23 protein-coding genes are annotated in these 24488 nt (G+C 60.3%); 17 read left to right on the top strand and 6 right to left on the bottom strand.

Annotation, left to right across the window (positions count from 1 at the left end):
• Positions 1-175: 175 nt before the first annotated feature.
• From ACJ8IN_RS13575 to ACJ8IN_RS13585, 3 genes are all read left to right on the top strand, one after another.
• Positions 176-385: a type II toxin-antitoxin system Phd/YefM family antitoxin gene (locus tag ACJ8IN_RS13575; RefSeq protein WP_004936539.1), complete on the top strand. Its 210-nt coding sequence runs from the start codon at positions 176-178 to the stop codon at positions 383-385.
• A 472-nt stretch (positions 386-857) separates the two neighbouring features.
• On the top strand, positions 858-3404 hold the full coding sequence (locus ACJ8IN_RS13580) for a colicin-like bacteriocin tRNase domain-containing protein (RefSeq protein WP_047571053.1): 2547 nt from the start codon (positions 858-860) through the stop codon (positions 3402-3404).
• Positions 3405-3417: 13 nt separating this feature from the next.
• Positions 3418-3672, top strand: coding sequence for a colicin E3-like toxin immunity protein (locus tag ACJ8IN_RS13585; protein WP_047571055.1), 255 nt, complete (start codon positions 3418-3420; stop codon positions 3670-3672).
• A 200-nt stretch (positions 3673-3872) separates the two neighbouring features.
• Here ACJ8IN_RS13585 and mmuM read toward each other — a convergent pair whose 3' ends face one another.
• On the bottom strand, positions 3873-4811 hold the full coding sequence (gene mmuM, locus ACJ8IN_RS13590; RefSeq protein ID WP_308325949.1) for a homocysteine S-methyltransferase: 939 nt from the start codon (positions 4809-4811) through the stop codon (positions 3873-3875).
• Positions 4801-6210, bottom strand: coding sequence for an S-methylmethionine permease (mmuP, locus tag ACJ8IN_RS13595; RefSeq protein ID WP_308325948.1), 1410 nt, complete (start codon positions 6208-6210; stop codon positions 4801-4803). Before mmuP ends, mmuM begins: the two co-directional genes overlap by 11 nt.
• A gap of 177 nt (positions 6211-6387) precedes the next feature.
• Here mmuP and ACJ8IN_RS13600 point away from each other — a divergent pair, with 177 nt between their 5' ends.
• From ACJ8IN_RS13600 to ACJ8IN_RS13615, 4 genes are all read left to right on the top strand, one after another.
• Complete coding sequence (locus ACJ8IN_RS13600) at positions 6388-7227, top strand: ChaN family lipoprotein (protein ID WP_041038076.1); 840 nt, start codon at positions 6388-6390, stop codon at positions 7225-7227.
• A gap of 102 nt (positions 7228-7329) precedes the next feature.
• Positions 7330-8133 carry a TonB family protein gene (locus tag ACJ8IN_RS13605; RefSeq protein ID WP_308325947.1) on the top strand — a complete coding sequence of 268 codons (804 nt, stop codon included), beginning with the start codon at positions 7330-7332 and terminating at the stop codon, positions 8131-8133.
• Between the two features lie 54 nt (positions 8134-8187).
• Positions 8188-10314 (top strand): S9 family peptidase, encoded by a 2127-nt coding sequence (locus tag ACJ8IN_RS13610; RefSeq protein WP_308325946.1) that lies wholly within the window; start codon positions 8188-8190, stop codon positions 10312-10314.
• 121 nt (positions 10315-10435) lie between these two features.
• Positions 10436-12676, top strand: a complete 2241-nt coding sequence (locus tag ACJ8IN_RS13615) for a TonB-dependent receptor domain-containing protein (RefSeq protein WP_060424426.1) — start codon at positions 10436-10438, stop codon at positions 12674-12676.
• A gap of 30 nt (positions 12677-12706) precedes the next feature.
• Here ACJ8IN_RS13615 and ACJ8IN_RS13620 read toward each other — a convergent pair whose 3' ends face one another.
• The 3 genes from ACJ8IN_RS13620 to amiA form a co-directional block, all read right to left on the bottom strand.
• Positions 12707-13162 carry a YaiI/YqxD family protein gene (locus ACJ8IN_RS13620; protein ID WP_041038074.1) on the bottom strand — a complete coding sequence of 152 codons (456 nt, stop codon included), beginning with the start codon at positions 13160-13162 and terminating at the stop codon, positions 12707-12709.
• Entirely contained in the window at positions 13162-14082 is a 921-nt protein-coding gene (gene hemF, locus ACJ8IN_RS13625) for an oxygen-dependent coproporphyrinogen oxidase (protein WP_308325945.1), read from the bottom strand. The genes ACJ8IN_RS13620 and hemF overlap by 1 nt, the downstream gene beginning before the upstream one ends.
• Positions 14083-14147: 65 nt before the next feature.
• The gene (gene amiA / locus ACJ8IN_RS13630; protein WP_033654993.1) at positions 14148-15029 is read right to left on the bottom strand and encodes an N-acetylmuramoyl-L-alanine amidase AmiA; all 882 of its coding nucleotides are present in this window, start codon (positions 15027-15029) and stop codon (positions 14148-14150) included.
• Between the two features lie 204 nt (positions 15030-15233).
• Between amiA and ACJ8IN_RS13635 the strand changes: the two genes are divergently transcribed.
• Positions 15234-15659 carry a GNAT family acetyltransferase gene (locus ACJ8IN_RS13635; RefSeq protein ID WP_004936504.1) on the top strand — a complete coding sequence of 142 codons (426 nt, stop codon included), beginning with the start codon at positions 15234-15236 and terminating at the stop codon, positions 15657-15659.
• A 42-nt stretch (positions 15660-15701) separates the two neighbouring features.
• On the opposite strand, the gene ACJ8IN_RS13640 is transcribed toward ACJ8IN_RS13635, so the two are convergent.
• Positions 15702-16100 (bottom strand): YgiW/YdeI family stress tolerance OB fold protein, encoded by a 399-nt coding sequence (locus tag ACJ8IN_RS13640; protein WP_004936500.1) that lies wholly within the window; start codon positions 16098-16100, stop codon positions 15702-15704.
• A gap of 178 nt (positions 16101-16278) precedes the next feature.
• Here ACJ8IN_RS13640 and ACJ8IN_RS13645 point away from each other — a divergent pair, with 178 nt between their 5' ends.
• The 9 genes from ACJ8IN_RS13645 to ACJ8IN_RS13685 all read left to right on the top strand — a co-directional run bounded on the left by ACJ8IN_RS13645 (position 16279) and on the right by ACJ8IN_RS13685 (position 24486).
• Complete coding sequence (locus ACJ8IN_RS13645; protein WP_041036188.1) at positions 16279-16743, top strand: DUF2919 domain-containing protein; 465 nt, start codon at positions 16279-16281, stop codon at positions 16741-16743.
• Positions 16744-16899: 156 nt separating this feature from the next.
• Complete coding sequence (locus ACJ8IN_RS13650; protein WP_033635465.1) at positions 16900-17487, top strand: RpoE-regulated lipoprotein; 588 nt, start codon at positions 16900-16902, stop codon at positions 17485-17487.
• A 182-nt stretch (positions 17488-17669) separates the two neighbouring features.
• Positions 17670-18569, top strand: a complete 900-nt coding sequence (locus ACJ8IN_RS13655) for a Dyp-type peroxidase (RefSeq protein ID WP_033635464.1) — start codon at positions 17670-17672, stop codon at positions 18567-18569.
• Positions 18570-18769: 200 nt separating this feature from the next.
• Positions 18770-19792 carry a sulfate ABC transporter substrate-binding protein gene (locus ACJ8IN_RS13660; protein WP_033635463.1) on the top strand — a complete coding sequence of 341 codons (1023 nt, stop codon included), beginning with the start codon at positions 18770-18772 and terminating at the stop codon, positions 19790-19792.
• Positions 19793-20632: a sulfate/thiosulfate ABC transporter permease CysT gene (cysT, locus tag ACJ8IN_RS13665; RefSeq protein WP_004936486.1), complete on the top strand. Its 840-nt coding sequence runs from the start codon at positions 19793-19795 to the stop codon at positions 20630-20632.
• Complete coding sequence (gene cysW, locus ACJ8IN_RS13670) at positions 20632-21507, top strand: sulfate/thiosulfate ABC transporter permease CysW (RefSeq protein ID WP_033635461.1); 876 nt, start codon at positions 20632-20634, stop codon at positions 21505-21507. The genes cysT and cysW overlap by 1 nt, the downstream gene beginning before the upstream one ends.
• Complete coding sequence (gene cysA / locus ACJ8IN_RS13675; RefSeq protein ID WP_033635460.1) at positions 21497-22585, top strand: sulfate/thiosulfate ABC transporter ATP-binding protein CysA; 1089 nt, start codon at positions 21497-21499, stop codon at positions 22583-22585. Before cysW ends, cysA begins: the two co-directional genes overlap by 11 nt.
• 81 nt (positions 22586-22666) lie before the next feature.
• The gene (cysM, locus tag ACJ8IN_RS13680) at positions 22667-23548 is read left to right on the top strand and encodes a cysteine synthase CysM (RefSeq protein ID WP_033638551.1); all 882 of its coding nucleotides are present in this window, start codon (positions 22667-22669) and stop codon (positions 23546-23548) included.
• 257 nt (positions 23549-23805) lie between these two features.
• Positions 23806-24486: a response regulator transcription factor gene (locus ACJ8IN_RS13685; protein ID WP_033635459.1), complete on the top strand. Its 681-nt coding sequence runs from the start codon at positions 23806-23808 to the stop codon at positions 24484-24486.
• Positions 24487-24488: the final 2 nt, after the last annotated feature.

Genomic DNA, 24488 nt, shown 5'->3' on the forward strand with positions numbered 1-24488 from the left:
GGATAAGAAGGACCAAGAGATCGAACAGCAGATGGAGCTGTTGCAGGATTAACTCGAAAATGGCCCCCTTTTAGGGGGCGTCGTGTAAAACCACCTCCTCAGGAGGTGGTCTTTTACATTTTCAGCGAACGTGGTACAAATAATCGTCAAACATGTACATGTACAGGTAAAGAAAATGACTACGATTAGCTACACGGCGGCGAGAAACAATTTGGCCGAGGTGCTTTTGGAAGCGCAAAAACAGCCGGTGGAAGTGACGCGCCGCGGACACGATGAGGTTTACATCATCAGTAAGGCCGACTATGAGGTTTTGGTCAAAGCCAAGGTGAAAGCGCGTATTCAGGCTAAACACGCGGATACGATTAAGGCGCTGGCGAATAGATGATCTTTTTGACCGCAGAGGATATTGCGGAATTCAATGCTGAAATTGTGCCTCACGGCCGCCAGGATGGCAGCAAAGTTGAGGCTGTAGCCAACCGCGTGCTTAGGGGAGAGTGTCAATATTGATAGTTATTGTACGTTAAACTCATATTTTGCCTGTTAAACTTCAGCTCATTGACTTCGCTTAATTCCTTCGCGTAATGCCTAGCCGCCCCATCTTATCTGCATTGTTCGTCCTTATGACGACAACTTATTTAGTTTTAAAAATGCTTGATGTTCATATCATAAAAATAAATATCATACTTATAGTATCCGTTTTCATGACGAAGAACTTACTCACGCAAATCCCCTCTCTGTTTTGTCTGATATACAGCACAACAGCTTGCTGGGTTAATGAATTGCACCTCCTCTTAAATCCTTCTAAATTACTGTGCATGCATACAGTGTTTGTGTGCAATTTCAACAGGAGATGAGTTATGAGTGGTGGTGATGGTAAAAACAGCCGCGGTCCTAGCGGTGGTGTAAATGGTGGGCCAACCGGCATCGGTGGCAATGGCAGCAAAGGGGGCGGGGTTGATGCTTCCGATCACTCCGGCTGGAGTTCGGAGAATAATCCATGGGGAGGCAAGGATAAGGACACTGGCGGGCATACTGGCGGTGGCAACAATGGAGGGGACAGGGATCCCGCCAACAGTGGCGGCAATGTTAACCTGAGTCTGTTTCCGGAAGCACAAGCGTCCGTCGCGGTGGGGGCACAATTTAATCTTTCGCTGTTCGATGGCGCATGGGGATTCAGCCTACTGAAATCCAAAACGGTGCAATCGTTTATTACGAAATCGATAGCCAAAGTGAAAACGCTCGATATTCCCACGGTAGGCACATTGTGGCGAACTAGTCTGTGGGGATTGGTCGTGGAAGCCATTACGCCAACCAAGATTGCTCCTGATGATATGTCTATGGTGCGACATATTGTGACGACACTCCCTGCGGATTTGGTCACTCAGACGCCGCCGGGCCAACTTCCCACTCAACCGGCAACCCTGGTCAGCGCTCGTATTGCTGACCTCGTTGATGAGGGGCAGCAAAAAGTAGCCGTTGTTCGTTCACCGTCGTTACCGATGAGCGTTCCGGTTGTGGAGGCCAAGCCCACCAAGCGACCGGACGTCTATACGGTAGGAATTGTACCGGGCATGCCTGATATTCATATTCGCGTCAATGCGCCGGCGCCGCCAACCACGGCGAAACCTGTGGACGGTGTTACCGAGATAAATAATGCTGAAGCCAAACCGTTGCCTGCGACGCAACCGGGTGGCAACACGCACGATGGTATCGTGGTGTTCCCTCCAGGCAGTAATCTGCCGCCGGCTTATGTTGCCGTGGTGGAGATCATTCCGCAAAATGAAGTCAATGCCCGCGAGACCGAACGCAAAGCGCTTCTGAGTTATCAGGAAATCCGCCAGGAGCGTGAAGCAATGCAAAAGGCGCGCGAGGAAAAATCCAAGAAATTTGGTTGGCTGTTGCCAGAAGATCTGGCAATCATACAGCAGCAAATTGCGGAAACGCAGGCGCAAATTGTTCTCGGGCAAGCTACCGCGCAACGCCAGTCGGTTCAGGAATCGAATGCCAGAGCCCGTAACCAACCGGCTCAGGCTGACCAGTATCGCCGCGAGCTGACCCGGACCAATGCGTCTACGGAAGCACTGAATAATCAGCTGGCCTCGCAACGACAGGCGGAAACCGACAAACGTGCAGAAATTGCCGAATTCGAGCGCAGAGCACGAGAAAATATGAGCAAAATTCGTGCTCGGCAGCCGACTGATCCGGATATTGCTTCGTTGTCACCGCAAGCGCAAGCGGCGTTCTGGCGCAACCAGGCAAAGAAAGAGTTTGTTCTTACGGTTGGCGATAGCGATTTGCCCAAATATCCTCCGGTTATGGGCAGCAAACCCAGTCCGCTGTTTCTGGATCAACCGGCCTACTTCTGGCGAGAAAGCGGATTTGCTATCAGCAACTATAATTCGGTGGCGGCGACGGAGACACTGGAAGCCGGTATCCGTGGCGCGTTTGCCCGGGCCTCGGCGACGTTGACGAAGATACCTGCGGAAAAACTGTATGCCAACGGGCAAGTCACCACGGCCGAGTTTGCTCAGCTCTCTTTTGTCTTTTCCGAGAGTCTGGATGTGCCTGCATTGAGCGTCATGTCATCCCTGGGTGTCGGTCGGTTCGGATTGACGCGAGACGATGTGAGGAATGCACTCGGCAACTATAATTCGGTGCGGTTACCCTATCGGCTGGTTTCTCGTGAGACGGGGGATGTCGGGGAAGAGAAAATCCACATCAACATCGTTTGCCCTGATGAGCGGAACGTAAAAGGTGCGGTGCCACTAAGGCCACTATCATGGGATGCGGTGAAAAGGGAGTTACGCTTTACCACTGATGACGGTGCTATCTCTCTGACCTGGACACCGGCGAATGACAAGGGCGTATCCGGTTATATTATTACCGTCACGCCGGTTGGTGCGCCTGCAGGCAAGCTTTCGACGGGAGGCAGTGTCGATGTGTCAGGGAAAGGAACGCTGACTGCATTGCCCAATGGTGATGTTCAGCAGATCCATGACTATATTTTGGTTCCACCGGTTGAAAGTGGTCTTGATCCGATTTATGTCATGTTCAACAAACCACGGAAAAAACCAGCTCGAGAAGACAAGCCAGAGCTTATTAAACCTCGAGAAGGAACTCCGGAGCGCGGGCACAAATATCATCCTGCCCCAAAAACTGATGAAATTAAGGGGTTGGGAGAGCTTAAAGCAGGTAGACCAAAAACTCCCAAGCAGTCAGGAGGGGGCCGCCGGGCTCGGTGGTATGGCGACAAGGGGCGTAAAATTTATGAGTGGGACTCACAGCATGGTGAGTTGGAAGGATATCGTGCCAGCGACGGTGAACATCTGGGGGCTTTTGATCCCAAAACGGGTAAGCAGTTGAAAAGTCCAGATCCAAAACGAAATATCAAAAAGTATTTATAGGGGAGATAGTGTCATGGGATTAAAATTACGTCTTACATGGTTTGACAAAAATAATGATGATTTTAAGGGCGAAGAGTATTCAAAAGATTTTGGGGACGATGACTCTCTCATCGATGCTTTAGGCCTCCCCTTGGACGATACAATGAATAATGGTGAGTTTGATGTAAAGGAGAGCTGGGTAGCTTTGATTCAACCCTATTTCACAAGTAAGATATCGACCGAGAAATTTGACTACTTCCTTTCATTCAATTATAGAGATAAATGGTAATAGAAAAATATCATTAGCATCTACTCCGCTCGACAATTTAAGTATTGTCGAGCGTTTTGTTATGCGGTTTAGACATCCAAACTGATTCGATGTTTAATTTATTGCCTGTACTTTACGACGGTCGAGGCCACCCAAGGCCGCCTCAACGTTGAACAGGTTGTGGAGCAACTGCGCCTGCTAACCGAATAACCCCGCCTTTCTCATTTCTTGCAGCGCGCAGCGATGGCGCGGACATCCTGCGGGGTGGTGCGGCAACAGCCGCCGATCAATTGTGCGCCGAGCGTGCGCCACTCCGTCGCCTGATCGGCCAGGCTGCCGTGCTCGCCGCCGCAGGCGTGCCAGGTTTTGCTTACCGCATCGTAGTGCTCGCCGGAGTTCGGGTAAACCAGCAGCGGCTTGTCGGCCAGCGCGTTCAGCTGACGCAGCGCCGGGGCGACCTTGTCCAGCGCGATGCAGTTGATGCCGATGGCCAACACCTGCGGGTTGCCGCGCAGCGCGGACAGGACCTCCGTCAGCGGCGTACCGTCGCTGAGGTGTTGGCTGTCGCGCAGGGTGAAGGCGAACCAGGCGCCGAGCATCGGGAATTCCTGCAGCAGCGTCAGCAGCGCCTGCAGTTCGGCGAACGACGGCAGCGTTTCGCAGGCCAGCAGATCGACGCCGGCGGCCGCCAGGGCGGCGATGCGCGGGCGGTGGAAGGCTATCATGTCATCCTGCGCCAGCCGGTAGTCGCCGCGGTATTCCGAGCCGTCGGCCAGATAGGCGCCGTACGGGCCTACCGAACCGGCGATCAGCAGCGGCGCCGCCTGCGGGTGTTCGGCCAGATAATCGCGGCGCGCCCGCTGCGCCAGTTGCACGCTTTTGGCGATCAACGCCAGCGATTGCTCCTGATCCAGGCCGCGGCGCAAGAAGCCCTGCGGCGTGGCCTGATAGCTGGCGGTGATGGCGCATTGGGCGCCGGCGTTGAAATAATCGAGATGCACCTGATAGATAAGCTCGGGATTTTCAATCAGCACCTTGGCCGACCACAGCGGATCGGTCAGATCGCAGCCGCGCGCTTCCAGCTCGGTGGCCAGCGCGCCGTCCAGGATCAGCGTGGGATGTTCGGCCAGCAGGCGGGCGACGGGGTTGTTAACCGACATGTTGTTCTCCCAAAGCGGTTTTTTGCCCGGCGCGCCGGGTCAGGAAATAGATGAGGTAGCACAGGGCGACGAACGGCAGCCCACAGTAGAGCGCAATGCGCTGCTCCGGATCGAACGCCAGCCCGATGCAGGCCAGCAGGCACAGCGCAAAGCCGAGGATCGGCGTCAATGGGTAGCCGGGCGCGCGGTATTTCAGGCCGCTTATCGGCTGGCCGCTGCGCAGGTAGGCGCGGCGGAAAGCAAGGTGGGCCGCGCAGATGCTCAGCCACACCGCCACCACCGCAAAACCGGAGATCGTCGACAGGGCGACAAATACCGTGTCCGGCGCGATCACGCTGGTCAGCAGCGCCAGCACGCCGCCGAGCATGCTGAAGGTCAGGGCGTTGATCGGAATGCCGCGCGCATTGACGCGCGCAAAGTAGGCCGGCAGGGTGCGCTGGTGGGCCAGCGACCACAGCATGCGCCCCGAGGCGTACAGGCCGGAGTTGGCCGCCGACAGGATGGCGGTCAGGATCACGAAGTTGAAGATATCGGCGGCGTAAGGCACGCCGATGCGTTCAAACACCAGCACGAACGGGCTTTTGACGATCCCCGCCTGATCCATCGGGATCAACGCCGCCAGCACGAAGACCGTGCCGATAAAGAACAGCATCAGGCGGATCACCGTGGTGCGGATCGCCAGCGGCACGACTTTTTCCGGGTTCTCGGTTTCGCCGGCGGCGATGCCGATCAGTTCCGTGCCGGAGAAGGCGAAGTTCACCGCCACCATGGTCATCAGGATCGGCAGCGTGCCGTGCGGCAGCCAGCCGGAAGCGGTCAGGTTATGCAGGAACGGCGCCGGGGTACCGTCTTTCATCGGCAGCAGGCCGAACATGGCGGCGCCGCCCAGAATGATAAACGCCAGAATGGTCACCACTTTGATCAGCGAAAACCAGAATTCGCTTTCGGCGAAAAAGCGGGTGGTCACCACGTTAAGCAGGAAAATGGCCACGCAGAAGATCAAACACCACAGCCACACTGGCGACTGCGGGAACCAGTACTGCATGCAGAATCCGGCGGCGGTCAGGCTGGAGCCGAGCGCCACCGTCCAGGTGAGCCAATACAGCCAGGCGACGGTATAGCCGGTTGCCGGCCCCAGATAGCGCGAAGCATAGACGTGAAAAGCGCCGGTTTCCGGCATCGCCACCGACAGCTCGCCCAGGCACAGCATCACCAGATACACCACCAGCGCGCCGATCAGGTAGGCCAGCAGCGTGCCGAGCGCCCCGGTGGTGGAGATGATGTAGCCGGTGTTGAAAAACAGCCCGGTGCCGATCACGCCGCCCAGCGACAGCATCACCAGGTGCCGGGCCTTCATGCTGCGTTTGAACTGTCCTGCGGCGGGTGCCGATGGTTGCATAATAATCTATCCGTATAGACGTCTAAATATCTGAATGGCTATTGGTTATACCCGCAATGCTTTTTCAACGCAATGCGCAGCCGGCGATCGCCGCGTAAAAAAATCGTTAAGCCGGATCTATATGCAAATGATAATTATTATCTATAATGTCGCCATTTTCGATAATGGGGCAACATGATGAGATACCTGATTTTATTGGCGGCGTTGGCGCTCGGCGCCTGCAGCCAGGCGCCGGTGAAGGCGCCGGCCAACGACGTCGCGAGTTTGGGGAGCATCACCGATCTGCACAGCGGCGCGACCCTGACGCCGGAGCAGCTGTTGACGCGATTGGCGCAGCAGCCGCGGGTGATCCTGGGTGAGAAACATGACAATCCTTACCACCATCAGATTGAGCAATGGCTGGTGCAGCAGCTGCCGCAGCGGCGGCCGCAGGGCAGCGTGCTGATGGAGATGATCAACCCGAACCAACAGGCGCAGGTCGACAAGGTCAAGCAGTGGTTGCAGAGCGATCCGACGGTGCGCGACGGCCGCGTAGCGGAGCTGATCGCCTGGCAGCCGGGCTGGAAGTGGGAGCTGTATGGCGGGGTGACGATGGCGGCGATGCGCGCGCCTTACCCGCTGTGGTCGGCCAACCTGGATCGCAGCGAGATTACGGCGTTCTATCAGCAGCCGCAATTCCCGGCGGGGCAGCTATCGGCGCAGCCGGCGGTGCGCAAGGCGCTGGAAGAGACCATCCGCACTTCGCACGGCGGCAAGATTGAGGCCGACCAGTTGCGTGCGATGCTGGCGATCCAGCAGCAGCGCGACCGGCGCATGGCTGAGCGCCTGCTGGCGGCGCCCACGCCCGCGCTGTTGATCGCCGGTGGCTATCACGCCGCCAAATCGGTGGGGGTGCCGCTGCACGTGCGGGATCTGCAACCGGCGGCGGCGCTGACGGTGCTGATGCTGGCGGAGCCGGGCGTACAGGTCGATGCGAACACCGCAGACTACCTGTGGATCACACCATCAGTGAAATGAATACGTTAAGAGAGTGAAAAGGGGTATTAATTATAGTTGCAAATGATTATCATTAGTAAATGTGATCTGCAATCATTCGCAATTAAGCAAGCTAATGCCCCTATGTTAAGTCAGTCTTACTCCCTCCCGGCCTTTGAACTGCCGCAGCCGCGCTGGGTGCGCGGCCTGCTGCTCGCTCTGGCGGCGCACGCGGCGTTGGTGCTGCTGTTTTACTGGCCGCAGACGGCGTTGGAGCCGGTGGTGTTGCCACCGCCGGCGGTGATGATGAGTTGGGCGGTGCAGATTGAAGCGCCGGAAAGCAAGCCGCTGCCGCTGGGCCTGCAGCAGGCGGAATCCGCTGCGGCGCAGCCGGCGGAGCAGCAGCAACAGCCGGATCAGCCCAAGCTGGCACGCGCCGAGAAAGCGAAAATCGTGACGGCGGAGAAGAAGCGCGCCGAACGCCGCCCCCCGCAAAAAACGCAGCCGCAGCCTAAGCCGCAGGAACAGGCCAAAGAGACACGCAACGCCGCCGCGTCCAGCGCCGCCGCACCGCAGGCGCAGACGCTCTCTCACCAGACCGCCGCACCGATCAACAGCGACGCCAACAGCAACGCGCAGGCCAAACTGTCGTGGGAGAGCCTAGTGAAAGGCAAACTGAACCGCATCAAGGATTACCCTTTGGATGCCCGCAGCCGCCGGCGCAGCGGCATGCCGCAGGTCAGCTTCAGCGTTGACGCGCAGGGACGGGTCTCGAACGTCGCGCTGCTGGTGCGCTCCGGCACTGCGTCGCTGGATCGGGAAGCGGTAGCGGTGGTGTCGCGCGCCCAGCCGTTGCCGCCGCCGCCGCCGGAGATGCTGCAGCAGGGGGCCGTCAGGGTGACGATGCCGATCGATTTCAATCTGGCGGAGCTGAGCGCCCGCCGTTAATGCCCGCAGGCGCCGTATCGCCGTCGTCCGCCTTTTCAAACTTCGTGAGGGATTATGAATCCGCTGTTATCCACTCCGCGCCGTCGCATCGTGGCCGCGCTCTGGCTTTCTTTAGGCATCGCCGGCGCCGCGCTGGCGCAACCGCAGCCGCCGTTGGCGGAGCGCGTGCCGAAAGCGCTGACCGCCCACGGCGAGACGCGCACCGACGATTACTACTGGCTGCGCGACGACAGCCGAAAAGAGCAGAAGGTGCTGGACTACCTGAAGGCGGAGAACCGCTACACCGAGCAGATGATGGCGCCGTACCAGAAGCTGCGCGCCACGCTGTATCAGGAGATGCTGGGCCGCATGAACCCTGACGATCGTTCGGTGCCGTATCAGCTCAACGGCTATCGCTATCAGGAAAGCTACGCCGCCGGTAAAGATTTCGCGCGGTATCAGCGCCAGGCGCTGACCGCCGACGCGCCGTGGCAAACCTTGCTGGACGCCAATCAGCGCGCGGCCGGCCACGCCTACTATCGCCTGGGGGCGATGGACGTCAGCCAGGACAACCGCCGGCTGGCGGTGGCCGAAGATCTGCAGGGCCGCCGCCAATACCGCATCTCCCTGCGCGAGATAGGCAGCGAACGCTGGTCGCCGGAAACGCTGGAAAACACCTCCGGCAACATGGTGTGGGCCAACGACAACCAAACCCTGTTCTACGTGCGCAACCACCCGCAAACGCTGTTGCCATACCAGGTTTATCGCCATCAGTACGGTACGCCGACGGCGGAAGATAAGCTGGTGTACCAGGAAAACGATCCGGCGTTCTACCTCAGCCTCGGCCGCTCGTCCTCGCGCGATTACCTGATTCTGACCATCAGCGGCAACACCACCTCCGAAGTGCGCCTGATCGACGCCAATCAGCCGCAGCGCGAGCCGCAGCTGTTCGCCGCCCGGCAGAACGGCCGCGAGTATTACCTCGATCACTACCGCGGCGAGTTCTATCTGCGTTCCAACCATCAGGATCCGAACTTTGGCCTGTACCGCACGGCGGCGGCGGGCAAGCCTTGGCAGACGCTGATCGCGCCGCAGGCGCAGCACGAGGTGGAGAACTTCAGCCTGTTCCGCGACTGGCTGGTGGTGCAGGAGCGCGCCAACGGGCTGGTGCAGCTGCGGCAAATCAGCTGGGACGGCAAAACCGAGCGCGCCATCCCGTTCGACGACGCCAGCTACATGGCCTGGCTGGGCTATAACCCCGAGCCGGACAGCGATCGGTTGCGCTACGGCTATTCGGCGATGACCACGCCGACCCGCACCTATGAGTGGGATCTGAACAAGGGCGAGCGCACCCTGCTGAAGCAGCAAGAGGTGAAAGGCGTCGATCCGAGCCTGTATCACAGCGAGCGCATCTGGGTAACGGCGCGCGACGGTGTGAAGGTGCCGGTCTCGCTGGTGTACCGCACATCGCTGTTCAAAAACGGGCATAACCCGCTGCTGGTGTACGGCTACGGCGCTTACGGCATGAGCATGGATCCGGCGTTCAGCGCCAACCGCATCAGCCTGCTGGATCGCGGCTTCGTCTATGCGCTGATCCACGTGCGCGGCGGCGGCGAGCTGGGGCAGAGCTGGTACAAACAGGGCAAGCTGACGCACAAACCGAACAGCTTCAACGACTTCATCGACGCCACCCAGGCGCTGATCAAAGACGGCTACGGCCAACCGGGGCGCATCTACGCCATGGGCGGCAGCGCCGGCGGCTTGCTGATGGGAGCGGTGATCAATCAGGCGCCGCAGCTGTACAACGCGGTAGTGGCGCAGGTGCCATTCGTCGACGTGGTGACCACCATGCTGGACGACAGCATTCCACTCACCACCGGCGAATACGAGGAGTGGGGCAACCCGCACCAGCCGGCCGCCTATGCGCTGATGAAGTCCTACAGTCCGTACGACAACGTGCGCAAGCAGCGTTACCCGAACCTGCTGGTTACCAGCGGCTTGTACGACTCGCAGGTGCAGTATTGGGAACCGGCCAAATGGGTGGCGAAGCTGCGGCGCTTCAAGCAGGGCGATTCGCTGCTGCTGCTCTCCACCGACATGACCGCCGGCCACGGCGGCAAATCGGGCCGCCTGGCGCGGCTGGAAAACGGCGCGCTGGAGTACGCCTTTATTTTGGCGGCGGATCGACAGGCGCAGAAATAACCTTCAGCGCCGCGGCACGCTGCGGCGCAATAAAACAATAACAATCTTTTACCGCGCTTTCGGCGGGCTTTTTGCTGGGCATTGTCGGCCATCAAACCTTATTGGCTATTTCTGGGGATATATGAAAATCAAAATGATAGCGAGCCTGATCGGCGCGGGACTGGCGCTGTACGGGCCGGCTGCGGCCGCGCAGGAACAGGCGGAAAATAATAAAGGCAGCGTGGCGTTCAGCCCGCTCAACGTCTCGGCCGCCGACAGCGGCAACAGCAGCGAAAAAGACGCGTTGGCGAGGCCAGGTGCGTTCAGCTCGCGCGACGAAAACAAGAATCTGGAGTCGGTGGACAGCATTCTGCGCAGCATGCCGGGCACCTATACCCAGATCGATCCCGGCCAGGGATCGGTCAGCGTCAATATCCGCGGCCTGAGCGGCTTTGGCCGGGTCAACACCATGGTCGACGGCATCACCCAAAACTACTACGGCAACTCGCCGAGCGACGCAGCGCACGGGGGATTGCCCACCAGCCAGTTCGGGGCGCTGATCGATCCTAACTTTATCGTCGGCGTCGACGTGGCGCGCGGCAATGCCACCGGCTCCGCTGGGGTGAACGCCCTGGCGGGCAGCGCCAACTTCCGCACTATCGGCGTGGACGACGTAGTATTTTCCGATAACCCGTTCGGCGTGCGCACCAAATTCTCGGTGGGCAATAACGGCATCGGCCGCAGCGGCATGATCGCCGTGGGTGCCAAAACCGCCGCCTTTGCCGATGGCGGCAGCCTGGGGGCGATGGCGGCCATCAGCGGCAGCTCCATCACCTCCAACTACAAAAACGGCGCCGGTTTCGACAGCGAGGTGTTCAACGTCGATAAAACCTACCGCCAGAACCCGAAATCCCAGCTGTTCAAGGTGGACATCAAGCCGGATGCCTTTAACAGCATCGAACTGTCGGCGCGCAGCTACCAGAATAAAATCACCCGCCGCCACATCGACAGCGACGATTTTTACCTTAAATATCACTACGCGCCGTTCTCGGAACTGATCGATTTCAACCTGACCGCCAGTACCAGCCGCGGCAAGCAGCAATTTATGTCCGACAACATGGCGGGATTCAGCGACAGCACGGCGAAAAACATCTCCGATGCGCTGGATATCAACAACACCAGCCGTTTCAGCCTGCAGGATGTCGATTTCGCCTTCAGCTACGGCGGCAAGCTGGTGCGCAACGAGTATAAGAAAAAGGCCTCCGGTTTGGTGACGGATGACAATCAGGCGGAAAGCATGCCGGTGGGCATTGCCGGCAAACAAGATATCTCCAGCCTGTACAGTGGGTTGCAGGCCAATTACGGCATCTGGCAGGGGAATTTCGATCTGAACTACACCGCCTATCGCCTCTCCGGCTATAAGCCGGCCTGTGACGAACGCGTAGAGTGCTTCCCGCAGGGCGCCAGCAATATCACTCGCAATGAACAGGGTTTCAATCCGTCGGTCATGCTGTCGGCGCAGGTGACGCCGTGGCTGCAGCCGTTCGTCAGCTACAGCAAGTCGATGCGCGGGCCGAATATCCAGGAGGTGTTCTTCGCCAACAGCGGCGGCCAGTCGATGAACCCGTTCCTGAAAGGCGAAAAAGCGGAGACCTGGCAGGGCGGTTTCAACGCCAATGCCCACGATCTGTTGTTCAAGCAGGACAGCTTCCAACTGAAAGCGGTCTATTTCGAAACCAGGATCAAAAACTACATATCCAGCCAAACCTACCTAGTGTGTAAAAACCGCCAGAAATGCAACCGTTCGCAGGCGACGCAGGAAGAGTGGGATAACGCGGACGTCAACGTCAGCATGACCATGTACAGCAACGCCCCAGAACCGGTCAAAATGCGCGGGGTGGAGCTCGAAGCGCTGTACGACGCCGGTTTCGCCTTTACCAAGCTGTCGTTAAGCAAGGAGCATACCTCCCAGCCGACCAACCAGGCCAGCAACGTGTTCGGCGCGGGTGATGTCAGTGAACTGCCGGAATTCTACTTCACGCTGGACAGCGGGGTGCGCCTGCTGGACGAGACATTGACGCTGGGCGGGGTGGTGAAATACACCGGCAAATCGGTGCGCCTGTCGCCTGATTCCACTCTCGATGAAAACGAACAGTTGATGAAGGAGCCGGCGCCGCATATTCCGACCATTATCGATCTGTACGGCACCTATCAGGTGAATCGCAATCTGCTGCTGAAGCTCAGCGTGCAAAACCTGATGGACAAGGACTACTCGGACGCGCTGAACAAGATGAATTCGCTGCCTTCGCAGTCACAAGATTTCACGCCGACCAACACCGCCCGTGGGCGGACTTATATCTTCGGGGGGGAGTTGCGCTTCTAAACCGCAGCAGAGCAGGGCGCAGTTCATTCATCACTGCGCCCGCTTTGCCTGCAGCAGCCATTTGTCCAGCTCGTTGGCGAACTGCTGGCGGTCGCGCTGGTTCAGGGCGTTCGGGCCGCCGGTCTGGATGCCGCTGGCGCGCAGGGTATCCATAAAATCGCGCATGTTGAGGCGCTCGCGGATGGTGTCCGGCGTGTAGCGTTCGCCGCGCGGGTTCAGCGCCACCGCGCCTTTCTCTATCACCTCCGCCGCCAGCGGAATGTCGGCGGTGATCACCAGATCGCCCGCTGCGCAGCGGCGCACGATCTCGTTGTCGGCCACGTCGAAGCCGGCCGCCACCTGCAGCGAACGGATGTACTTCGACGGCGGCGTGCGCAGCGGCTGGTTCGCCACCAGCGTTACGGTGATGGCGGTACGATCGGCGGCGCGGAACAGCACCTCTTTGATCACGTTCGGACAGGCGTCTGCATCGACCCAAATCTGCATCATTTCGGCTCCTGCAGCCAGTCGCGCACCGGCAGAAAATCGCGCGCCAGCGCCGCTTCCGGGCTATCGGCGTCCGGCTGGTAGTTATATTCCCAACGCACCAACGGCGGCATCGACATCAGAATGGACTCGGTGCGCCCGCCGGTTTGCAGCCCGAACAGCGTGCCGCGATCCCACACCAGGTTGAACTCCACGTAGCGGCCGCGGCGATACAGCTGGAACTGGCGCTCGCGCTCGCCCCAGGTCAAGGCCTTGCGTTTTTCGACGATCGGCAGATAGGCGTCGAGGAAGCCCTGGCCCACGACGCGGGTGAAGGCGAAGCAGTGGTCGAAGTCCGGGGTGTTCAGATCGTCATAGAACAGGCCGCCGATGCCGCGCGCTTCGTTGCGGTGCTTGATGAAGAAGTAATCGTCGCACCACTGTTTGTATTTGGGGTAGACCTCGTCGCCGAACGGCGCGCACAGCTCGGCCGCGGTGCGGTGCCAATGCACGGCATCCTCTGCGAAACCGTAGAACGGCGTCAGATCAAAGCCGCCGCCGAACCACCACACCGGCACCTCGCCCGGCTTTTCGGCGATGAAGAAGCGCACGTTGGCGTGGCTGGTGGGCACGTAGGGGCTGAGCGGGTGGATAACCAATGAGACGCCCATCGCCTGGAAGCTGCGCCCGGCCAGCTCCGGACGGTGCGCGGTCGCCGAGGCCGGCAGGGTGGCGCCGGAGACGTGCGAGAAGTTGACCCCCGCCTGTTCGAACACCGCGCCGTTGGTCAGCACGCGGCTGCGGCCACCGCCGCCTTCTTCACGCGTCCATTGGTCTTCGGTGAACACGGCGCCGCCGTCGGCCTGGGCGAGCTGCGCGCAGATGTGATCCTGCAGCGCCAGCAGGAAGGATTTTACTTCAGCGATGTTAGGTAAACTCATGCGGGGTCTTTATAGCGTCTGGCTGAACAAGGCGCTGAGTATACTCTTATTCGCCGCCCGCGGCATCAGCGGGGTTTGCGCTGGTGGGCGTCGAAGTAGTCGAAGAAGTTGACGATGCCGTCCGCGATGGCGCGGGCTATTTTCTCGCGAAACGCGGTGGTGCCCAGCAGCCGCTCTTCGTTCGGGTTGGTGATGAACGAGGTTTCCACCAGCACCGAGGGAATGGACGGCGATTTCAACACCGCAAACGCCGCCTGTTCGGTGCTGTCGCTGTGCAGATGGTGTACTGGGCGAATTTGGCCGAGCACGTGGCGGCCGAGCGTCAGGCTGTTGTTGATGGTGTCGGTTTGCACCAGATCGAACAGCACCTGCTGCAGGTAGTTGTCCTGATCCTTGTATTTACCGCCCGCCACATCGTCGGCGGCGTTTTCACGGTTGGACAGGTAGCGCGCCATGGCGCTGCTGGCGCCGCGGTTGGACAGGGCGAACACCGAAGCGCCGGAGGCCGACGGGCTGGTGAAGCCGTCGGCGTGAATCGAAATGAACAGGTCGGCCTGGTGCTGGTGGGCGATCTCCACCCGCTGGAACAGCGGAATGAACTCGTCTTCTTCACGCGTCAGGCGCGCCTCGACGTGATCGCGCTCATGCAGGAAACGGCGCACGTGGTTGGCAATTTCCAGCACGATGTGTTTTTCCTGCGAGCCTTCGTGGCCGACCGCGCCGGAGTCGATGCCGCCGTGGCCGGGATCGATCATCACCAGCTTCTTGGCACCGGCCGGTTTCGCCGCCGGCTTGCTGTGCTGATTGCGCAGCAGGCCTTCCGCCCTGGCGCGTTGGCTTTTCACGCCGAGCAGCGCCACCGCCAGGCCGGAAAGCAAAAGTTGGCGTCGCGTCGGGGAAACGGCAAGCGGTTTAAAATTGAGGAAGGGTTTACCCTGCTTTTTCATTACGCAACGCTCCGTCGACGTTTCTATTTTGCGACGTTATATCGTATTGATAATCATTAATCGACCCGATAACTATTTCCATTTATTACGCCTGTTACCGGCGATTTCTGGGCAAATAGCGCGGTAAATCGCAGTTTGATATTGCGTAAGTGAATAATCACGCGATAATCAGATAAACACCTTAATTAACAGCGGCCAACATCGATGGAAATTCGCGTATTTCGACAAGACGACTTTGAAGAAGTCATTACCCTGTGGGAGCGCTGCGATCTGCTGCGGCCCTGGAACGATCCGGAAATGGACATCGAGCGCAAGCTGAACCACGATCCGGAGCTGTTCCTGGTGGCGGAAGTCGGCGGCGAAGTGGTCGGTTCGGTGATGGGCGGCTATGACGGCCACCGCGGCTCGGCGTATTACCTCGGGGTGCATCCCGACTATCGCGGGCGCGGCATCGCCAATGCGTTGATCAACCGTCTGGAGAAGAAATTGATCGCCCGTGGCTGCCCGAAAATCCAGATTATGGTGCGCGAAGACAACGACACGGTGGTCGAGATGTACGAGAAACTCGGCTACGAGATCCAGGGCATCACCAGCCTGGGCAAGCGGCTGATCGAAGATCAGGAATATTGAGTGGGCGGCGGGCGGCGGCGTTGCACCGCCCGCCGCAGTGCATTACGGCAGTTTTTTGACGGTTTTCACGTCCACTTCGACGCTGCTCCAGTCTTTATCCACTTTGCCTTCCAACTGCACCTTGTCTTTCGGCGTAACGGTTTGGCCGTTCCAGCGCTTGCGATCGATTTCGACCGTCAGCGTGCCGGTGGCATCGCGGAAGGTATAGGTGTCGTCGCCGATGCGCTGCTCGATATTGCCCTGCAGCATCACCCAGGTGTCGTCGCTCAGCGATTTCACCTTGTCCACGGTGGTCAGCGCCGCGCTGGGGCCGGAGAAACCGCCCTGAGGCGCGGGTTGCGTTTGGGCCTGCGGCGCGGCCGGATCGAGGAACCCGCCTTGCTGCGCCAGTACCGGTGCGCTGCACAGCGCGATCAGGGCGGCCAGAGTCAGTTTTTTCATGTTGCGCTTCCTTATCATCGTTATCGAAAATCACATCCCGCTGATATCGGGCTGCTTGTTAAGTGCTAACGATTAAAACACACCGATCTTAAGAGCTTCTTAAGCCGACGCATTGAAATTCCCGCCGCCGGTGCCCATCTGTAGCCATAGTCTTTATTCTGTTGGCAAGGAACGATCGTTGAAGCCATTCTCACCCCGGTTTTCCCCGGACGATTACGACCAGCACGGCGCGCTGCGGCTGCCGCTGGGATTTTGGGCCGTGCTGATTTTGCAGGCGCGCACCTGGCTGCTGTTCGTGATGGCCGGCGCTTCGCGCGAGCAGGGCGAAAGCTTGCTGGCGCTATTTTATCCGGATACCCAACGTTTTTGGTACGGCATGCTGCTCGGCCTGCCGGCGGCGCTGGCGTTTTTGCTGAGCGGCCGCCGCCACCAATGGCCGCGGCTGTGGCGCGGCTGGCGCTGGGGGCTGGCTGTCTCCCTGCTGGCGTCGCTCGGCGGCTCGCTGTTCAGCCTGTGGCGCCAGGACGGCGATGCGCCGGGGCTGGAACTGGCGTTGGCGCTGCTCGATGCGCTGGCGCTAAGCTATCTGTTGCTGAATGCGCGCCTGAAAGCCTGCTTTGCGCCGGCGGAGCACGCCGACTAATTGCCGAGAAGTGCGGCACTTTTCGCATTTTCCGCACTCCAAGCTGGCAACCGTTGGCGTAGTGCGGGCCGTTGTGAGAGGCTGGCACGCAGCAAAATGCCGAGTGCGGCGGGGGCGGGTTACCGCCCCGTGCCATTGATGTTTAAGGAGCTAGAGATGAATATTCGCCCCCTGCTGTTAGGGCTTCCGCTGTTACTGACCGGCTGTTCGAGCATGTCCAATTTCTCCTGGTCCAGCCTGTCGCCGTTCAACTGGTTCGGCAGCAGCCTGGAGGTCGGCGCCAAGGGCGTCGGCAAGCTCAACGCCGGCACGCCGATGTCGGAAAGCGCCATCAACGACGGGCTGGACGGCAACTACCGCCTGCGCGGCGGCATGGCGACCAGCAACGGCCAGATCGTCTCTTATTACCAGGCGCTGTCCGGCGACGAGGTGAAGCTGGTGATCACCGGCGAACCGAAAGGGCGCCTGCAGCGGGTAGACGTGCTGGATCCGCAAGTGGCGACGGAGTGGGGCAACAAGCTCGGCACGCCGTTCGGCGACATGTACAGCAAGGCGTTCGGTTCCTGTAAACCGGGCAGCGGCGAAGACGCCGGTAAAGTGGAGTGCGTGGCGGAGCAGAGCAAGTACGTCACCTACATCTTCAGCGGCAAGTGGGCCGGGGCGCAGGACATCATCCCGCCGGACGACACCCTGAAAAGCTGGACGGTCAGCAAAATCATCTGGCACGCCAAGCCGCAGCAGTAACGCGTTCAACGGGCGTCGGTTCGCGGCGCCTGTCTTTTCAAGCCATTACCCCTATTTTCTTTGCGCTGCTGCAAGGCAATCGCCCGTGCTTGCGGTATGATAGCGCGCGTTTGTAACAGGGAACCCGCGCGTCAACCGCCATACCTTACCTGTTGCCGGATTCTGGTATTGAGGATAACAACATGACACAGGTTCAGAGCGGCATTCTGCTGGAGCACTGCCGTTTCGCCATTTTTATGGAAGCCAGCGTACAGGGCGAATTCGCCGACTTGCGCCAGGGCTGCAAGCAGTTTTGTCAAACGCTGAGCGAGCTGCAGCAGCAGTTCCCCGATGCGCGCCTCGGCGCGGTGATCGCTTTCGGCTACGACGTTTGGCACGATCTCTCCAGCGGCCAGGGCGCGCAAGAGCTGAAGCCGTTCACGCCGCTCGGCAAAGGGCTGGCGCCGGCCACCCAGCGCGACATGTTGATCCACATCCAGTCGCTGCGCCATGACGTCAACTTCACGCTGGCGCAGGCCGCGCTGGCGGCGTTTGGCAACGCCATCAAGATTGAAGAAGAAACCCACGGTTTCCGCTGGGTGGAAGAGCGCGATTTGAGCGGCTTCATCGACGGCACCGAAAATCCGCAGGGCGAGCAGCGCCCGGCAGTGGCGACGATCGCCGAAGGCGAAGAGGACGCAGGCGGCAGCTACGTGCTGGTGCAGCGCTACGAGCACAACCTGCGCCAGTGGCAGCGCTTTACCACTGAACAGCAGGAACAGATTATCGGCCGCACCAAGCACGACAGCGAAGAGCTGCCGGCCGACCAGCGCCCGGATACCTCGCACGTCAGCCGCGTCGATCTGAAAGAGGATGGCAAAGGCCTGAAAATTTTGCGCCAGAGCCTGCCTTACGGCACCGCCAGCGGCAAGCACGGCCTGTTCTTCATCGCCTATTGCGCGCGCCTGCACAATATCGAGCAGCAGCTGCTGAGCATGTTCGGCGATCTGGACGGCAAACGCGACGCGATGCTGCGTTTCAGCCGTGCGGTGACCGGCAGCTACTACTTCGCGCCATCGCTGACGCGCCTGCTGTCACTTTGACGCCGTTGCCGAAGCCGGCTCGCCCGGCTTCGGTCCGTTTTCCCGCCCCAAAACGCCTCGCATTCCCTGCCTTATAGCGTTTGATGCTTGTAAATCACTAAACGGTATATAAAAGCGTTACAGCTCCGCACCGAGTTATAAATACACTGGTCGTCAATAAGGCGAAAGCCTGAAGGAATGACTCAGTGATAAGGTGCAGAATGAAACAAAACCGGGTTAAAAATCTCGTGCTGAAAGGTTGGCTGGCGGCTGCGCTGTTGGCGAGCGGCGCCGCGTCGGCGGCGGAATTGCTGAACAGCTCTTATGACGTTTCCCGTGAATTGTTCGTCGCGCTGAATCCCGGCTTTGAACAGCAGTGGAATCAACAGCATCCGAACGACAAGCTGACCATCAAACAATCGCATGCCGGCTCGTCGAAGCAGGCGCTGGCGATCCTGCAGGGTTTGCGCGCCGACGTGGTGACGTATAACCAGGTCACCGACGTGCAAATCCTGCACGATCGCGGGCAGCTGATCCCGGCGGACTGGCAGGCGCGCCTGCCGAACAACAGTTCGCCGTTCTATTCCACCATGGCGTTTCTGGTGCGCAAGGACAACCCGAAGGGCATCCACACCTGGAACGATCTGGTGCGCGACGACGTGAAGCTGGTGTTCCCGAACCCGAAAACCTCCGGCAACGGCCGTTACACCTATCTGGCCGCCTGGGGCGCCGCCAGCCAGGCCGACGGCAACGACGCGGCCAAGACCCGCGCCTTCATGACCCGCTTCCTGAAAAACGTGCTGGTGTTCGATACCGGCGGCCGCGGCGCGACCACCACCTTCGTCGAGCGCGGCTTGGGCGACGTGCTGATCAGCTTCGAGTCCGAAGTGAACAACATCCGCAAGCAGTACGGTGAAGACAAGTACGAAGTGATTGTGCCGCCGGTCGATATTCTGGCGGAGTTCCCGGTGGCCTGGATCGACAAAAACGTCGAGCGCAACGGCACCGAACAGGCGGCCAAAGCCTATCTGAACTATCTCTACAGCCCAGCGGCGCAGCAGGTGATCACCAGTTTCTACTATCGCGTGTATGACCAGAAAGCGATGGCGGCGGCGAAGGGGCAATTCCCGGACACCCAACTGTTCCGCGTGGAAGATCAATTCGGCGGCTGGCCGCAGGTGATGAAAACCCACTTCGCCACCGGCGGCGAGCTGGATCAGCTGTTAGCGGCAGGGCGCAAGTAAATGTTGGCGTTGTCGTCCAGTAAGCGGGTGCTGCCCGGATTTGGCCTCAGCCTCGGCAGCAGCCTATTTTATACCTGTTTGATCCTGCTGCTGCCGCTCAGCGCGCTGGTGATGCAGCTGGCGCAGATGAGCCTGGCGCAATACTGGGAAGTGATTTCCAACCCGCAGGTGGTGGCGGCGTATAAAGTGACGCTGCTGGCGGCCGGCGTCGCCAGCCTGTTCAATGCGGTGTTCGGTATGCTGATGGCCTGGATCCTGACGCGCTACCGTTTTCCCGGCCGCTCGCTGCTGGATGGCCTGATCGATCTGCCGTTCGCGCTGCCGACCGCGGTGGCCGGCCTGACGCTGGCGGGGCTGTTTTCCACCACCGGCTGGTACGGTCAGTGGCTGGCGCACTTCGACATCAAGGTCACCTTTACCTGGCTTGGGATCGCGGTAGCGATGGCGTTCACCAGCCTGCCGTTTGTGGTGCGCACCGTGCAGCCGGTTCTGGAAGAGCTGGGGCCGGAATACGAAGAGGCGGCCGAGACGCTGGGCGCCACGCGCTGGCAGAGCTTCCGCCGCGTGGTATTGCCTGAGGTGGCGCCGGCGCTGCTGGCCGGCACCGCCATCTCCTTTACCCGCAGCCTGGGCGAGTTTGGCGCGGTGATTTTCATCGCCGGCAACATCGCCTGGAAGACGGAAGTGACCTCGCTGATGATTTTTGTGCGTTTGCAGGAGTTCGATTACCCGGCGGCCAGCGCCATCGCCTCGGTGATCCTGGCGGCGTCGCTGCTGCTGCTGTTCAGCATTAACGTCTTGCAAAGCCGCTTCGGCAGACGCTTGGGAGGAGGGCACTGATGGCTGATGTTTCCGCCTTCAACGGCGCCGAGCGCCCGCGCGTCAACTGGGGCAAGTGGACGCTGATCGCCATCGGCGCGCTGTTCTCGGTGCTGCTGCTGGTGGTGCCGATGATATCGATTTTCGCCGAGGCCTTTTCCAAAGGATTCGGCGCGATGTGGAGCAACTTGCTCGATCCGGACATGCTGCACGCCATTTGGCTGACGGTGTTGATCGCGCTGATCACCGTGCCGTTCAACCTGGTGTTCGGCACGTTGCTGGCGTGGCTGGTGACGCGCTTCACTTTCCCCGGCCGCCAGCTGCTGCTGACGCTGATCGATATCCCGTTCGCCGTTTCACCGGTGGTGGCGGGGCTGATTTACCTGCTGTTTTACGGCAGCAACGGCCTGCTGGGCGGCTGGCTGGATGCGCATAACATCCAGATCATGTTCTCCTGGCCGGGCATGGTGCTGGTGACCATTTTCGTCACCTGCCCCTTCGTGGTGCGCGAGCTGGTGCCGATGATGCTCAGCCAGGGTAGCCAGGAAGACGAGGCTGCCATTCTGCTGGGGGCGTCCGGCTGGCAAATGTTCCGCCGCGTGACGCTGCCCAACATTCGCTGGGCGCTGCTGTATGGCGTGGTGCTGACCAACGCGCGCGCCATCGGCGAGTTCGGCGCGGTGTCGGTGGTGTCCGGTTCGATTCGCGGCGAAACCTACAGCTTGCCGCTGCAGGTCGAGCTGTTGCAGCAGGATTACAACACCGTCGGCTCCTTTACCGCCGCCGCCCTGTTGACCCTGATGGCGATCGTTACCCTATTTTTGAAGAGCGCGCTGCAGTGGCGTCTGGAACGTCAAAATGCGCGTCTCGAGCGGGAGGAAAATCATGAGCATTGAGATTAACGGCATCAACAAGTACTTCGGTCGCACCAAGGTATTGAACGATATCTCGCTCGATATTGCTTCCGGCGAGATGGTGGCGCTGCTCGGGCCGTCCGGCTCCGGCAAGACCACGCTGCTGCGCATTATCGCCGGGCTGGAAAGCCAGAGCGGCGGCAAGCTGGGCTTCCACGGCACCGACGTCAGCCACATGCACGCGCGCGACAGGCGCGTGGGCTTCGTATTTCAGCACTATGCGCTGTTCCGCCATATGACGGTGTTCGACAACATCGCCTTCGGCCTGACCGTGCTGCCGCGTCGCGAGCGGCCGAACGCCGCGGCGATCAAACAGAAAGTCACCCAGCTGCTGGAAATGGTGCAGCTGGCCCACCTGGCCAACCGCTATCCGTCGCAGCTGTCCGGCGGCCAGAAACAGCGCGTGGCGTTGGCGCGCGCCCTGGCGGTGGAACCGCAAATTCTGCTGCTGGACGAACCGTTCGGCGCGCTGGATGCGCAGGTGCGCAAAGAGCTGCGCCGCTGGCTGCGTCAGCTGCACGAAGAGCTGAAGTTCACCAGCGTGTTCGTCACCCACGATCAGGAAGAGGCGATGGAAGTGGCCGACCGCATCGTGGTGATGAGCCAGGGCAATATCGAACAGGTAGGCTCGCCGGAAGAGATCATGCGCGAACCGGCCAGCCGCTTCGTGCTGGAGTTCATGGGGGAAGTGAACCGCCTGAACGGCGAGATCCGCGGCTCCCAGCTGTTCGTCGGCGCGCACCAGTGGCCGCTGTCGTTCCAGCCGATGCACCAGGGCAGCGTCGATCTGTTCCTGCGCCCGTGGGAAATGGAAGTGGCGACCGAAAGCAGCGAGCGCTGCCCGCTGCCGGTGCAGGTGCTGGAAGTCAGCCCGCGTGGCCACTTCTGGCAGTTGACGGTGCAGCCAATCGGCTGGCATCAGGAGCCGATCGGCGTGGTGTTGCCGGAAGGCAACCCAACCCCGGTGCGCGGCGGCCGTTATTACGTCGGCAGCCTCAATGCGCGGCTGTATGCCGGCGATCAACTGCTGCAACCTGTTGCGTTAGCCAAAAGCGCCTGATAGGTTTTAGCTGCCCTTTTATTCAAGGCAACCCCCGGGTTGCCTTTTTACTTTACGCACACCAACACACAGGCAAAGATCGTGACAACGCTCGAACAATGCATCGGGAATACCCCGCTGGTACAACTGCAACGGCTGGCCGCCCAGGCGGGCAGCGAGGTATGGGTCAAACTGGAAGGCAATAACCCGGCGGGCTCGGTGAAGGATCGCGCTGCGTTGGCGATGATCCAGCAGGCGGAGCTGCGCGGCGAGATCAAACCCGGCGACGTGCTGATCGAGGCCACCAGCGGCAACACCGGCATCGCGCTGGCGATGATCGCCGCGCTCAAAGGCTATACGCTGAAGCTGCTGATGCCGGAGAACATGAGCCTGGAGCGGCAGGCGGCGATGCGCGCCTACGGCGCCGAGCTGATCCTGGTCAGCCGTGAGCAGGGAATGGAAGGGGCGCGCGATCTGGCGCTGGAGATGCAGCGCCAGGGGCAGGGCAAGGTGCTGGACCAGTTCAACAACCTCGACAACCCCTACGCCCACTTCACCACCACCGGCCCGGAGATCTGGCGCCAGACCGAAGGGCGCATCACCCACTTTGTTTCCAGCATGGGCACCACCGGCACCATTACCGGCGTAGGCGGTTACCTGAAGAGCCAGAATCCGCAGGTGCAGATCATCGGCCTGCAGCCGGCGGAAGGCAGCAGCATCCCCGGCATTCGCCGTTGGGCGCCCGCTTACCTGCCGGGCATTTTCCGCCCGGAGCTGGTGGATCAGGTGCTGGATATCGAGCAGCGCGATGCCGAGCAGACCATGCGCCAGCTGGCGCAGCGTGAAGGCATCTTCTGCGGCGTCAGCTCCGGCGGCGCGGTGGCCGGCGCCCTGCGCGTCGCGGCGGCCCACCCCGGCAGCGTCGTGGTGGCGATCGTCTGCGATCGCGGTGACCGTTACCTCTCCACCGGCGTGTTCGACTGAGCGCTCCGTCCCGGCGGCGCGTTCCGCCGGGAAACCCCCTCTCACTTCCCTTTTGACCGACGGCATATCCGCCCCGCCAGCATGGCGGCTGGCGCCTGCCTGCATGCCAATGCCCTGACAGAAGTAGAGAAATCGCGCGACAGCAGCCACACTAACGGTGGCGAGACGCGAACGGCGATGTGTAAGGATTGAGTAAAACCGGCTGCGGGCCGGCGGAATTGGCGGGAAAATAACGAAAATCGGTGAAGGAGCAAGGCATGAAAATTTTACTGGTCGACGATGACCTGGAGCTTGGCACCATGCTGAGCGAATACCTGACGGGCGAAGGCTTCGACGCCACGCTGGTGCTGACCGGCAAGGCGGGAGTAGAGGGCGCGCTGTCGGGCGACTATACCGCGATGATCCTCGATATCATGCTGCCGGACATGAGCGGCATCGACGTGCTGCGCGACGTGCGTAAAAAGAGCCGGCTGCCGATCATCATGCTGACCGCCAAAGGCGACAACATCGATCGGGTGATTGGCCTGGAGATGGGCGCCGACGATTACATGCCCAAGCCGTGCTACCCGCGCGAACTGGTGGCGCGTCTGCGCGCGGTGCTGCGCCGGTTCGAAGAGCGGCCGCAAGAGGCGGACGACGAGGCCGCCATCAGCTTCGGCGAGCTGACGCTGAACCCTTCAACCCGCAGCAGCGAATGGCGCGGCAAGGCGTTTGATTTGACCGCTTCGGAATTCAATCTGCTGGAGCTGTTGCTGCGCGCGCCGGATCGCGTGGTGTCGAAGGACGAACTGTCCGAGAAGGGGCTGGGGCGCCCGCGCGAGGCCTATGACCGCAGCGTGGACGTGCACATCAGCAATATCCGCCAGAAGCTGAGCGCGTTGGCCGGCAGTAAGCTCATTATCGAGACGGTGCGCAGCATCGGCTATCGCATTCGGTAATC

This window comes from Serratia sp. CY31944 (genome assembly GCF_052169175.1).
Lineage (GTDB): Bacteria > Pseudomonadota > Gammaproteobacteria > Enterobacterales > Enterobacteriaceae > Serratia > Serratia sarumanii.

Bases quoted from the DNA above. Each gene is read 5' to 3' on its own strand.
- cysA (WP_033635460.1), top strand. From the start codon at position 21,497: ATGAGCATTGAGATTAACGGCATCAACAAGTACTTCGGTCGCACCAAG.
- ACJ8IN_RS13620 (WP_041038074.1), bottom strand. From the start codon at position 13,162: ATGCAGATTTGGGTCGATGCAGACGCCTGTCCGAACGTGATCAAAGAG.
- ACJ8IN_RS13615 (WP_060424426.1), top strand. From the start codon at position 10,436: ATGAAAATCAAAATGATAGCGAGCCTGATCGGCGCGGGACTGGCGCTG.
- ACJ8IN_RS13580 (WP_047571053.1), top strand. From the start codon at position 858: ATGAGTGGTGGTGATGGTAAAAACAGCCGCGGTCCTAGCGGTGGTGTA.
- ACJ8IN_RS13575 (WP_004936539.1), top strand. From the start codon at position 176: ATGACTACGATTAGCTACACGGCGGCGAGAAACAATTTGGCCGAGGTG.
- cysT (WP_004936486.1), top strand. From the start codon at position 19,793: ATGTTGGCGTTGTCGTCCAGTAAGCGGGTGCTGCCCGGATTTGGCCTC.
- ACJ8IN_RS13600 (WP_041038076.1), top strand. From the start codon at position 6,388: ATGAGATACCTGATTTTATTGGCGGCGTTGGCGCTCGGCGCCTGCAGC.
- ACJ8IN_RS13640 (WP_004936500.1), bottom strand. From the start codon at position 16,100: ATGAAAAAACTGACTCTGGCCGCCCTGATCGCGCTGTGCAGCGCACCG.
- hemF (WP_308325945.1), bottom strand. From the start codon at position 14,082: ATGAGTTTACCTAACATCGCTGAAGTAAAATCCTTCCTGCTGGCGCTG.
- ACJ8IN_RS13685 (WP_033635459.1), top strand. From the start codon at position 23,806: ATGAAAATTTTACTGGTCGACGATGACCTGGAGCTTGGCACCATGCTG.
- amiA (WP_033654993.1), bottom strand. From the start codon at position 15,029: ATGAAAAAGCAGGGTAAACCCTTCCTCAATTTTAAACCGCTTGCCGTT.
- mmuP (WP_308325948.1), bottom strand. From the start codon at position 6,210: ATGCAACCATCGGCACCCGCCGCAGGACAGTTCAAACGCAGCATGAAG.
- ACJ8IN_RS13605 (WP_308325947.1), top strand. From the start codon at position 7,330: ATGTTAAGTCAGTCTTACTCCCTCCCGGCCTTTGAACTGCCGCAGCCG.
- ACJ8IN_RS13655 (WP_033635464.1), top strand. From the start codon at position 17,670: ATGACACAGGTTCAGAGCGGCATTCTGCTGGAGCACTGCCGTTTCGCC.
- ACJ8IN_RS13585 (WP_047571055.1), top strand. From the start codon at position 3,418: ATGGGATTAAAATTACGTCTTACATGGTTTGACAAAAATAATGATGAT.
- ACJ8IN_RS13660 (WP_033635463.1), top strand. From the start codon at position 18,770: ATGAAACAAAACCGGGTTAAAAATCTCGTGCTGAAAGGTTGGCTGGCG.
- ACJ8IN_RS13610 (WP_308325946.1), top strand. From the start codon at position 8,188: ATGAATCCGCTGTTATCCACTCCGCGCCGTCGCATCGTGGCCGCGCTC.
- ACJ8IN_RS13635 (WP_004936504.1), top strand. From the start codon at position 15,234: ATGGAAATTCGCGTATTTCGACAAGACGACTTTGAAGAAGTCATTACC.
- mmuM (WP_308325949.1), bottom strand. From the start codon at position 4,811: ATGTCGGTTAACAACCCCGTCGCCCGCCTGCTGGCCGAACATCCCACG.
- ACJ8IN_RS13650 (WP_033635465.1), top strand. From the start codon at position 16,900: ATGAATATTCGCCCCCTGCTGTTAGGGCTTCCGCTGTTACTGACCGGC.
- cysW (WP_033635461.1), top strand. From the start codon at position 20,632: ATGGCTGATGTTTCCGCCTTCAACGGCGCCGAGCGCCCGCGCGTCAAC.